This window comes from Limisphaera sp. VF-2, from assembly GCF_049537125.1.
In the GTDB taxonomy this organism is placed as follows: domain Bacteria; phylum Verrucomicrobiota; class Verrucomicrobiia; order Limisphaerales; family Limisphaeraceae; genus Limisphaera.
In genome coordinates this window covers 83,836-94,769 of sequence record NZ_JBMVQY010000003.1, presented here as the reverse complement: position 1 = coordinate 94,769, position 10,934 = coordinate 83,836, and the positions used below count along the sequence as shown (strand labels likewise).

The 10,934-nt window shown below is 65.6% G+C and carries 8 protein-coding genes; 3 read left to right on the top strand and 5 right to left on the bottom strand.

Translation table 11 applies throughout. From position 1 onward, the window contains the following. Positions 1-266 precede the first annotated feature (266 nt). Positions 267-809: a hypothetical protein gene (locus tag ACPDIT_RS10575; protein WP_423443294.1), complete on the top strand. Its 543-nt coding sequence runs from the start codon at positions 267-269 to the stop codon at positions 807-809. A gap of 839 nt (positions 810-1,648) precedes the next feature. Here ACPDIT_RS10575 and ACPDIT_RS10570 read toward each other — a convergent pair. From ACPDIT_RS10570 to ACPDIT_RS10555, 4 genes are all read right to left on the bottom strand, one after another. After that, positions 1,649-2,068, bottom strand: coding sequence for an ExbD/TolR family protein (locus ACPDIT_RS10570; RefSeq protein WP_423443292.1), 420 nt, complete (start codon positions 2,066-2,068; stop codon positions 1,649-1,651). Between the two features lie 49 nt (positions 2,069-2,117). Then, positions 2,118-2,792, bottom strand: a complete 675-nt coding sequence (locus tag ACPDIT_RS10565; RefSeq protein ID WP_423443290.1) for a MotA/TolQ/ExbB proton channel family protein — start codon at positions 2,790-2,792, stop codon at positions 2,118-2,120. Positions 2,793-2,902: 110 nt separating this feature from the next. Beyond that, complete coding sequence (locus ACPDIT_RS10560) at positions 2,903-3,619, bottom strand: energy transducer TonB (RefSeq protein ID WP_423443288.1); 717 nt, start codon at positions 3,617-3,619, stop codon at positions 2,903-2,905. Between the two features lie 592 nt (positions 3,620-4,211). Beyond that, positions 4,212-4,550, bottom strand: a complete 339-nt coding sequence (locus ACPDIT_RS10555; protein WP_423443286.1) for a DMT family transporter — start codon at positions 4,548-4,550, stop codon at positions 4,212-4,214. A 1,329-nt stretch (positions 4,551-5,879) separates the two neighbouring features. Between ACPDIT_RS10555 and ACPDIT_RS10550 the strand changes: the two genes are divergently transcribed. Beyond that, on the top strand, positions 5,880-6,926 hold the full coding sequence (locus tag ACPDIT_RS10550) for a serine hydrolase domain-containing protein (protein ID WP_423443284.1): 1,047 nt from the start codon (positions 5,880-5,882) through the stop codon (positions 6,924-6,926). Between the two features lie 26 nt (positions 6,927-6,952). On the opposite strand, the gene ACPDIT_RS10545 is transcribed toward ACPDIT_RS10550, so the two are convergent. Next, entirely contained in the window at positions 6,953-8,461 is a 1,509-nt protein-coding gene (locus tag ACPDIT_RS10545; protein ID WP_423443282.1) for a glycoside hydrolase family 10 protein, read from the bottom strand. Between the two features lie 739 nt (positions 8,462-9,200). On the opposite strand from ACPDIT_RS10545, the gene ACPDIT_RS10540 reads away from it, so the two are divergent. After that, complete coding sequence (locus tag ACPDIT_RS10540; protein WP_423443280.1) at positions 9,201-10,898, top strand: hypothetical protein; 1,698 nt, start codon at positions 9,201-9,203, stop codon at positions 10,896-10,898. Positions 10,899-10,934: the final 36 nt, after the last annotated feature.

Here is a 10,934-nt window from a genome sequence, read left to right as displayed (position 1 = left end):
GCAGCCTGAACCGCCGGTTCCCGAATCATCGACCCGACCTGCCCGCAGCACGCCTTTCCGGCGCAATGCCGCCCCGCCACCCGACATGGTCCCTCCTTCCCCTTGGGCGGGAAAAGTCAGCAACCGACGCCCCCCGACCCGGCCTGCTCCGCAACCCCGAAACAGTTGCGGCTCCTTGCCTGTGGACGTTTCCTGCTTTGACTCGAAACAGGGAACCTGCGATGCTGCCCTGCACGCGCGCCCGCAGCGCGGTGTCATAAGAAACTATGAGATCCTTTTTGGTCACGCTGTTGATGGTGTTTGCCCTGGGCCTGTGCGGTTTGGTGGCGTTTCAATGGACCCGTGAGGTTCGCTTGCGCCAGCGCCTCCAGGAATTGGTGGACGAGGTGCAAAACCAAAAAGAGGCACTCCAGAACCTGGACGGATTGGTCCGGCGTACGCAGGAGGAGGTGGATCGCTTGGAGGGGATCCGGAAGAACCTCACCCAGACCATCCAGACCAACATGGCCGAGCTCAGCCGACTGGACAAGGAACTGGACAAGGCGCTCCGGGAGAACGAACGACTACAGCAACAGGTCGAGGTCTACAAACAAGCCCTGGCCCAGGCCAACGAAAACATCGAACGCCAAAACCAGACCATCGCCCAGCAAAACGAGGAAATGAAGAAGCTGGCCGAGGAACGGAACGGCATCGTGGCCAAATACAATGAACTGGTGGAGCAGTTCAACGACCTGGTCCAGAAATGGAATGCCCAGCAAGAAGCCCTCGCCGCCTCCGCCACCAACGCACCGCCGGCCGGCCGCCGGTGAGCTTTCGCCATCTTCTCCGTGCCGACCAGGCCGGCCCTGAACCGAATTCCGCTGCCCCTTCCGCGTGAGTTGGCGCGCTCTCTGGAATCGGGTTCGATAACGCCTCTTTGTCTTCCCTGCCTTTCGTGGGACACGGGCCGACTCTGGCCGGGCTCACTGCGTAATGGCCCGTTGGGCCTGGCGATCTGCCGGGGGAGAACAAGCTCGCGATTCCTTTGCCGGGACTCCACCCGTTGTTCCAACCGGCTTCCGATTACCGGGTGTCCGCCGCGGTTTCACGCGCTTCTCGATGCCGGGCGATAACAGCAGGAAGCGGCCTTTCAAAAACGGCAAGAGGAGCCCTGCGATACCGGGAATGAAACCGCTGCGCGAAGGTCCCCGGGCAGCGCATGAGGATTCGCTGCTGTCCGGCCAACGTCCGGGTATGGACATCCGAGACGCGGCGTGCGGGCACCGGCGTTTGGAGGTTCCCTCCTCCGCCGTGGCGGCGATCCCCTTGCGTGTGGGCAGCGGTGGTCCCGGCGGTTGTCTTTCTCGAACCGCTGCAGATGCGACCCCGCAGACGAGCGCCATTCCCGCCGTCCCGTGGCGAAAGCCGGGGGCTGACCTTGCGGTGCAAGAAGCACCAGCCCGGACCCGCGTCGGGGCAAGGGCACACGCGGGATCAGGCCCTTGGGGCTGGAGACTGATTTCTCCGGCTCGCAGGTGCGCCTGCTGGAACGCTCAAGAGGGTTGCTCCTCGAAGCGCCGGTTGCCGTGCATTCACTGGCAACCGCCTGCTGAGGCGTCTTGGTTGTTCCACCCGCTGCCCGGCCGCCCGCCCGCGTCAAGGAGAGCGGCTATTCCTTGGTCTGTTGCGGGGTGATCGCGAAGGAGACTTTCTGGATGCCCTCCCGGCGGACCAAATCCAGCACGCGAATGACAGCGCCGTGGGTGGCGTCCTTGTCACCGCTGATGTAAACCGGCACGTTGGTATTCAGCCGGTATTTGTTCGAGAGGTAGACGTGGAGCTCGGCGAGCGTCACCCGCTGCTTTTCGATGTACACATCCCCCAGTTTGTCCACGGCAATGTTGATGATATCCGGCTTGAAATCGCGCGTGGCGGCCGTGGCGGTGGGCAGGTCCATCTTGATGGACTGCATCCGGATCATGGTCAGGCTGGCCATCATGAACGAGGCCAGGAGAAAGAACATGATGTCGATCAGCGGGATGATCTCGATCCGGGCCTTTTTGTGGGGCAATGGAGAGCCGATTCTCATGGCCGTCCCGGCGCTGCGCTGGCGGCAGACAAACTGCCAGTCCCAAGGTTCAAGCCGTCTTTTCCTCTTCCGCGGCCGCCTGATGGAATTCGAGGGTGTCGAATCCGCGTTTCTTGGCCGCGGCGACCATGACCTCCAGATTGGTGGCAGCGGACTCGAGTTCGAACTGCAGGCGGCTGACCTTGCTCGTGAAATAATTGAAAGGAATCAACGCAATGATGGCAATCGCCAGGCCGCACATCGTGGCGATCAACGCTTCGCCGATACCCCCGGTGACCTTCTCCACGGCCAATTCCACATCGCCAATGGACAGGAACGTGCGGAAGATGCCCGACACGGTGCCCAACAGGCCCAACAGGGGGGCCAGCGTCACCATCGTGTCCATCACGGTCAAAAACCGGCCCGCCCGTTGGAGCTCGGCACCCGCCGCCACTTGCAGGGCCCCTTGCAGCGAAGAATGATGATGGTTGAGGCCGTGCCAGATCATCCGGATCACCGGATCGGTCGAGTCTTTGGACAGCCGGGCTGCGCTCCGGAAGTCTCCCTGTTCGATCGCCGCAAAAATTTGCTCCAAACGCTCCGGATCCCGTCGGAAGCCCTCGCGGATCCACCAAATCGTGCGTTCGCCCACCACGGCCACGGCCACGATGGCAGTGACCAGAATGGGCCACATGATCCATCCGCCCTTTTCGAAATACTCGACCAGAATGTTTGCCAGCATCATAAACGTTTTGCGGTTTCGCCTACCGGAACCTGCTCATGCTTCACTTGCCCCGGGCCCCTTCGCACCGGGTTTGACCAGATTAATCCGGGCCAAGGGGCTTTGTCCATGCTCTACTTTGGCAGCTGGTACACGAACGGCACGTAGTAGGCCCGGGGTGGCCCCGGCGGCCAACGCCAGTTGTCCCGGACCCATTCCAACGCATGTCGGTCCAAGGTGCCGTAGCCCGAACTTTCATGGACGGTCACCGACGTGGGCCGGCCATCTTCTCCCACTTGCACGAGGAGCATGACCGTTCCCTGCTGCCGTTCCAGCAAAGCCTGTCGCGGGTAGGCCTTCGGCCATGGGAAACTGCCGGCCTCCCTGCCGGTCGGCACAAACCGCGTGGGTGCCGGCGGAGGCGGTCGGGTCACGCGCGGTGGGGGAGCCGCAAACCGGGCCGGGGCCAGGATGACCGGTCCCTGAACCGGCACGGCAAAGGCCACCGCAGAAGGATCCGCAGCCACGACGGTCGCCACCACGGGGGTGTCCAAACTGGGCTCCGGCAGGTCCTCGGGCGGTTCTTCCGGGGACTCCTCTTGCGTGCTGGGTGGCGGCTGGTCCGGTGGAGTGAACACGACCGGCACAATTTCGACCGGCTCGGGGATCGGACGCACGTACGGCTCGGGCATCTTCAGACCGACCAGCCCCACAAGCAGAAAGGCGGCGCAAATGGAGTTGACGTAGGCCAGCTTGCGGTTCGGATCCCGGCTGGCCGACGGCAGGCACAGTTTTGCCAACTCCGATTGCAGCTGATGCGGGCCGGCCATCGATTCTACTGCGGTTTCCATGCAACGCGGCGAGTGACCATGCGGGCCGGACGGCGAACATGCGGCTCCTGACGGGCCAAGGGCGCATGCCTCGGGGGCAAGCGTTGTGGCCTTGGGCGACTGGACAGCTCGAGTGGCATCGTGTCCGGACTCTTGGTTTCCAAACCGGGCCATAAAGGTATCCGCAATCCGCCGCGTGGCAAGCTCGCAACCCCTGTCGCTGTCCAAGCCCATGGACCGCAACACCTTGGATGCGACTCCAACCGGGCCCTCAGGCTTTTGAAGCCCCGGAAATGCAGATTGGCGAGCCTTCGGCCGCACGGGCCGGCACCTCCCGCCCGCATCTCCGCCACAACCAAGCCTGCCCAAATGCCCGATGTGCCCGCGGCATCGGTAACGCTGTGCCCGGCGCCCGCACCCTCTGCCCGCCTTCGCGCGGAGGCCGTGTAACCCCCGAGCGAAAAACCGGCTGCCGGCGTGCGGAATTCGCGCTCCCGGGCTCGATGCCCCCTGCGGACTCCCAAGAGGCCATCGCCTGCGACTTCGTGCCGCTTTCCGGCGCGCAGAGATCGGGGCAGGGGGGGCCATCCTCGATGGCAGCCGGCCTGATGCCCTAGCCAATCCCCTGGGCAGACTTGGAAAAGAATTGCAGAACCACGATGCCCGCCAAGATCAAACACAGCCCGCCCAGAGCCGCCACATCCAGGGCCTGGTCGAACAAAAACCACGCTGCGACCGTAATCAGGGCCAGGCCCGCCCCTGACCAGATCGCATAAACCACGCCGACGGGAATGGCCTTCAAAGCCAGCGAAAGGAAGTAAAAGGCCGCTCCGTAGCCCGACACCACGATCAGCGTCGGGCCCAGGCGCGTGAGCCCCTCGGACGCCTTGAGGGCCAGCGTGCCGGCGACTTCCGACACAATCGCTATCCAAAGCGCAATCCAGGGATTCATACTGCGTTGTAAAAGGGCACGCGTTCAGTTTCGCCCCGCTCCGGGCTTGTTTCTTTGCACAGCCGGCTTTCCCTGTGCATCGGCCCGGTGTCCCGGGACCTCCACCAAGGCCGTTGCCCTGGCAGCCTGTCCCCTACTGGCGAGGCAGGCCCGTGTTGCTTCATCTGCTGCATCCCACAAGTATCCGCGGCCAGGAACCCAGGTCGAGCCCGGAAAAACGGCCTGAGAAATGCCCTACCCGGCCTCTGCCCAACGGGCGCACCCCGAACTCTGGCCCCAAGCGGCATTCCGGCGGACGCACCGCGCGTTCGGAGTCCGGAGTCGGAGAATTCCCAACCTCACGTCCTTCACCATGGCAGTCCCCCGCGGATTCGCCACGAGCCGTCCGCTCGAGAGGAACACATGCGGACGCTCGCGCGCCAGCCAGCACCCGTTCGTACCCCCGAACTCCATTTTGCAGCATGGAGGCGTCAAAAGCAGGAGTGAGCGGCTTGGCGCCAGTGTATGGAGTGTCGGGCTTCGGCCAGCCCGGTCCCGCTGCAGCGCGGCCGGACCAACAGTCTCCGACTCAGCATCGAAGCCGTTTTTTGGCTGAGGAACTGCACTTTGAAACCAGCAACGTGCCCGCGGCGCTTGGAGAAAGCCCGGCTTTTTCACCACCCGGCCAGGCAGCCCAATGGCACCACTGCGCCGACCAGGCTCAATCGCCCTCGAAGCCCCGAGGGGCAGCCTGCCCACAGCCCGAACGCCGCGTCGGAGCGACTGGGCCTTCGATTCCCGGGATGCGGGCTCGGCCGGGTCGGGAGCAGAGCGGCCGAGCGCCCAGTCCCTCCCAGCTGCGACCTTCGGAGCGGCTTGCCAGGCCCGAGGGACCGGGTGCCTTCCCCGAGCGCGACACACCGCGGGGTTCGGATGTGACCCGTTGCGCAAGCCGATGCCGTCAGGCGCCACTGTCGGAGACCCTCGCGACAGAAACGGGTTGTCCCCGGAGCAGGGAACGGTTCGGGCTCGTGCGTTCCGCGCAACGAGAATTACCGCGGATGCCGGGTGCCCGGTTTGCCCCCGGTAGCTTCATCCGGTTTGCGCGCTCTCTGAAGACCGGCCTTGCCCCGCCACGGATCCTGCATCAGTCTCGGTGGAATGGCGCTCAAGGCTCACAACCTCGCCTTGCGTGGGCGGATCGGACTGCCGGGGCCCGGCCGCTCCATGGGCCTCGCTTGTTTGCTGGCCTGCCGGTTGTTGGGAGGATGGACCAGCACGGGATTCGCCGACTCGTTGACAACCGTTTCGGAACCGGGCCCGGCCGATTGCGCGGATCTGCTTGAACGCGTGCGTGCGCAGTTTCAGTTGCCCGCCCTGGCTGCTGTCGTGGTCCGAGGCGATCGCGTGGTCGCGCTGGGCGCCGTGGGGGTCCGACGTCTGGGAAGCGACATTCGGGTCACCCCGCAGGATAAATTCCACATCGGCTCCATCACGAAGTCGATGACGGCCACGCTGGCCGCCCGGCTGGTGGAACGGGGAACAATCCGGTGGAACGCCACATTGGAAGACGTGTTCCCAGACCGTGCGGCACGTTTTGACCCGGCCTTTCGTCAAGTGACCCTCGAACAGCTCTTGGCCCATCGCGGCGGCGTGCCGGCCAGCCTGGATGCCGACGGGCTGTGGGCCAGCTTGTGGGAACGTTCGGAACCACCGCGCGAGCAACGACTCTATCTGCTGGAGCGTGTGACGGCCCGAGCTCCGGCGGTGCCACCCGGCTCGAAGGCGCTCTACTCCAACGCCGGGTACGCACTGGCCGGTGCCATGTTGGAACGAGCTGCAAGTCAGACGTGGGAAGACCTGATCCGCGCCGAGTTGTTCGAACCGCTCCGGATGAGTTCCGCCGGCTTCGGCGCACCCGCGGCTCCCGGACAACTGGACCAGCCCTGGGGCCACGCCTCCCGGGATCAGACGTTCCGCCCGGTCCCACCCGGTCCCCGCGCCGATAATCCCCCGGCCATTGCCCCCGCCGGTGCCGTTCATTGTTCCCTGCCGGACCTGGCCCGCTACCTCCGGTTCCATCTCCGCGGCGCACAAGGGAAGGAAGCCGGCCTGACCCGGGCTTCGTTCGAGAAACTCCACGCGCCCGTGGGTGAGGCGGAGTATGCGCTCGGCTGGGTGGTCGTGTCCCGAGATTGGGCCGGTGGGCGCGCCCTGACGCACGCCGGTTCCAACACCACCTTCTTCGCCGTGGTCTGGCTGGCACCTGCGCGCGACTTCGCACTCGCGGTCGCCACCAACGCGGGTGGGGCCAAAGCCGAGGAAGCCTGCGATCGGGCAGCCTGGTTGCTCATCCAACAGTGGCTGTTAAAAGAGGCGTCCAGTGCCCCGCCGTGATGCGCCGGCCGGGCATCAGCAGAGAATCACGATCGTGATCCTGTTCCCCCCGTCCCAGACCGGCGCCAGATCGCCGGCGGGCTGACCGCGCCGTTGGGAGCGACCGCGCGGACGGCTACCGCCCGGGCCTCTTCCGCCACCCACGAATGCGTCTCGCCTCCCAACCTTCGACTCGTCCATCCCCCCGGCTGCAACACCTGCACGTACCAAAACGCCACGGGATCCCTGGAAGTGCTCTTCCAGTGCAGGTGCACACGCCCGGTCCCCGATTCCGTACCCACCTCCAGGCGGGGTCGCGCGGGCACCGGCCCCGGCATCCATGAACAAACGGGAACTAGGGCTGCCTGGGCATAGGGCCCCGTGCGCAACGCGCGCACCAGGTTCGTCTGCCCGAGCAACGCCGGCAGATGCCAATGGATGTGCCCGGCACTTACCCGTTGTTGTTGCGTGGACCGGATTTGACGCATCAACTCCTCCTGACCCCACTGCCCGGCCATCGCAGTGTTGAGCCCAGGCCACACATGACGACGCTGGATGTTCTGACTGTTCCACCAATCCAGCAGTGCCGGAAAACTCTGTGCCTTGGCGGTGCTGGGCCAGTACAGTTGCGGAGCGCAGTAATCGAGCCAGCCCTCCCGTAACCACTTGCGCGCATCTGCATGCAAAACCGCGAATGCGTCGAGGCCCCGAATGCCCGGGGGATGATCCGGCCGCCAGATGCCGAAGGGACTGATGCCGAATTTCACCGTGGGCCGCGTCTGTTTCAGCGCCTGGTGCATTCGCTGGATGAAGCGGTCCACGTTGCGCCGACGCCAACTGTCGCGGTCCAACCCGCTCTCCCTGCCGTACCGCTGCCAGGTCGACTCGTCGGGGAAGGGAAGCGTCCGCCCCTCGGGCCCTTTTTCGGGATAGGGATAGAAATAGTCGTCGAAGTGCACGCCATCCACGTCGTAGCGGCGCACCACGTCCAGCACCACCTGGATCACGTAGTCCTGCACCGCCGGCTCGCCCGGGTCCAGCCAGAGATACGAACCATACGACCGGACCCACTCGGGTCGGGTTCGAGTAATGTGCTGCGCGGCCACGGGCCCCGTCTTGGCCGACCGGACGAGGGCCCGAAACGGGTTGAACCACGCGTGCAGCTCCAGTCCGCGCAGGTGCGCCTCCCGCACGGCAAACGCCAGTGGATCGTAGAACGGCTCGGGCGCCTGCCCCATGCGTCCCGTCAGATAGGGCGACCACGGTTCGGTCTTCGAGGCATACAACGCATCGCCGGCGGGACGCACCTGAAGAATGACCGCGTTCAGACCCAATTCCGCAGCCGCATCGAGCAACCGCCGCAACTCCGCCTGCTGTTCCGCTGCCGGGAGACCGGCTCGGGAGGGCCAGTGCAGATTGCCCACCGTGGCGATCCAGGCGCCCCGAAACTCCCGCACGGGCGGCGGTGGCTCAGGAATCGCCGGTTGCCCGTCTGCGTCCCCGGCAACCCCCGAGGCCAGCCACCCCAACCAAATCCAGCGGCCCACTCCACGCATAAGCCGATCGCGCACGTCCAGCTTCCAAAGCCATGCAGGGTCGCGGCAAGTCCCAATGCGGCCAATCGGCTGCGCCCGCGGCCACGTGGGGGCCCTTCACGCATGGACCTAACCGCCGCGATCGTGCCGCCGAGCCTCCGCGGGAGGACCTTCCGCCGACTTCCGTCGGTGGCCGCGGGGTTTGATAGTGCGGGATTGGCGGTCGGTAGCCGCCGCCGTAAGTCGGCGGCCCCAGATTCTCATTCCAAATTCTCGCTCCGGAGGCCGGCCAACACGATGAGGCAGTAGATCCCAAGGTGGCGCGAAGACTTATAACCGAGACAACTTGATTGAGATCTGCCGACTTCGGTCGACGGCATCTCATCCGTTTCGTGCCACCTGTTTGAGCGAAGATGGGGATCGGCAGACCGGGTCGTGGTCTACAGGCCGCATGGCGATGTCCCGGATCGACCGGCCCGCCTTGGGAGCTCCGGCCGCCGACCAGGGAGTTGGTTGCGGCTTGGCCGCGAGCCGCGCAGATTGAACCTTGCCAGGAACACTTGCCCAGCTCGTTGGCCTGGCTCGGCCGCTTCCCGACGAAACAGGCCCTCCAGCGGCCTGGTGGCGACAAATCAGATTCCCTCTGCACAACGGCACTGCCAGCCCTGAAACCCCCGGCCCACCTTCTGGCCCTGTCCCGGTCCATCCCTGCGGCCGAACCGGACGCCTTTCCCACTGGCCATCGGTTGGACTTTGAGGCATGGTTGGGGCGGGAAAGCCGGGCTTTGTGAACGCGGATTTCCAATACCTCGAGCAGGCTGCACGGCAGACCAGGCGCCGCTTGCGAGCTGTCCAGCTCTGGCAGGGCCTCTGGCAAGGGCTGGCGTTGGGGGCCGCGATTTGGGTGGGCGTGCTGGCGGTCTATAAGCTCCTGCCTGTGCCCGATGTATGGCCCCGGATGGCCCTTTGGGCCGTGCCCACGCTCACCGTGACCGGGGCTCTCCTGCAGTGGTTGGGGCGACGTACCCTGGCTCAAACCGTCCACTGGATGGATGCGCAGCTCGCATTGAAAGAACGGCTGGTGACCGCATGGGAGTTGGCCCTGCACAAGGCGCAGCATCCGTGGGCTCCGTTGGTGATCGGTCGGGCTGCGCAAGCGCTGCGACAAACCCCCTGGCAACGCTTGGTTCGCCTGCAGCTCCCCCGCCAGGCTTCGTGGGCCGGCGCCTTGCTCGTGGTTGGCTTCGCGCTGCTCTGGGTCCCGGAATACCGAACCCATGCCTGGCGCGAACGACAGCGCCAGGCCCAAGCCCAGCGCGAGGCGGGTCGCGAATTGGTGGCCTTTGCCCGCCAGGAACTCCGGGCCCCGGATCTGACCCCTGACCTTCAGACAGCTTTGCGGGAAATCGAAGCCATCGGGCGCCAGCTCTCGGAACTCACCTTGCCACCAGAACAGGCACTGCAGGCTTTGGCGGAATTGGCACGCCGACTCGAATCCCAGGCCCGCACCACGGCAGACTCCCGGGGCACAGAACAACAGGCAACCCGAACCGCCGGCAATTCAAACGCATCCGCCGACTCCACCCGGGCGGCGTCCGTACCCGCGCTCTCCTCGCAACCAGCCGGTGAGCGGGCGACCGTGGCCAAGTCCCAAGCCCTCGCTGCCCAGGACTCGCGATTGTCCCCCACCGCCGGCGAGCTTCCCCAACGCTCGGACCCTGCCCGCTCGACCTCGGAGGGAGCTCGGCTCGGTTCAGAAACCGACCGTCCAACCGCCTCGGGTTTGGCGATGTCGGGTCTCGATGCAGCCGACGCCGCGGCTCTGACAGCCCTGGCGCAACGGTTGGACGAGCTGGCCGGCGCCCTGGAGCAAGCAGGGCTCAACCCGGCCGAACAACAGCGCCTCGCCTCCGAACTGGAGTCGCTCCTGCCCGGCGCGGCCACGTCCCGGGCCGCCCGGCAATGGTTGCAGTCCGCGCTGAAGGATTTGAAGGCCGGGAACTGTTCGTCCGCCAGCCGGGCATTGAGCCAGGCAGCGTCGGCCTGCCGCGGAACGGGTCAGAGTCAAAGACTGTTGGCGGCATCGCGGAAAGTGGCCCAAGCGGCTGCCTGCGTGGGCACGGGTCGATCTTGGATGGAATGCTCGTCGGCCATCTCCAGCGCCGGGGGCAGCAGTGCCGGCACGCAACCCGGCGGCGATCTTTACAACGAGTCGCTGAGGGCCATGCCGCGACCTGCCGGACTGGCTCCGGAACGCCTCGTCGGGCCCTGGCTCCCCGGGACACCGATGCCCGTGCTTCGGACCCGGGGTGAGGCTCTGCAAACCCCCGCCAACGTGGCCATCGGCGAAGTCACGGCCGCTGCCACCCCGGCAAATCCGCAAGCCGTCAATCTGGACAGAATTCCCCGTGCGTATCGTCAAACCGTGCGGTCTTATTTCGATGAATCGCAGCCGTAAGCCTGGCACGCCGCCGCTCGAGCCGCGCCGCTGCCG

Bases quoted from the DNA above. Each gene is read 5' to 3' on its own strand.
- ACPDIT_RS10565 (WP_423443290.1), bottom strand. From the start codon at position 2,792: ATGATGCTGGCAAACATTCTGGTCGAGTATTTCGAAAAGGGCGGATGG.
- ACPDIT_RS10540 (WP_423443280.1), top strand. From the start codon at position 9,201: ATGGTTGGGGCGGGAAAGCCGGGCTTTGTGAACGCGGATTTCCAATAC.
- ACPDIT_RS10575 (WP_423443294.1), top strand. From the start codon at position 267: ATGAGATCCTTTTTGGTCACGCTGTTGATGGTGTTTGCCCTGGGCCTG.
- ACPDIT_RS10545 (WP_423443282.1), bottom strand. From the start codon at position 8,461: ATGCGTGGAGTGGGCCGCTGGATTTGGTTGGGGTGGCTGGCCTCGGGG.
- ACPDIT_RS10560 (WP_423443288.1), bottom strand. From the start codon at position 3,619: ATGGAAACCGCAGTAGAATCGATGGCCGGCCCGCATCAGCTGCAATCG.
- ACPDIT_RS10570 (WP_423443292.1), bottom strand. From the start codon at position 2,068: ATGAGAATCGGCTCTCCATTGCCCCACAAAAAGGCCCGGATCGAGATC.
- ACPDIT_RS10555 (WP_423443286.1), bottom strand. From the start codon at position 4,550: ATGAATCCCTGGATTGCGCTTTGGATAGCGATTGTGTCGGAAGTCGCC.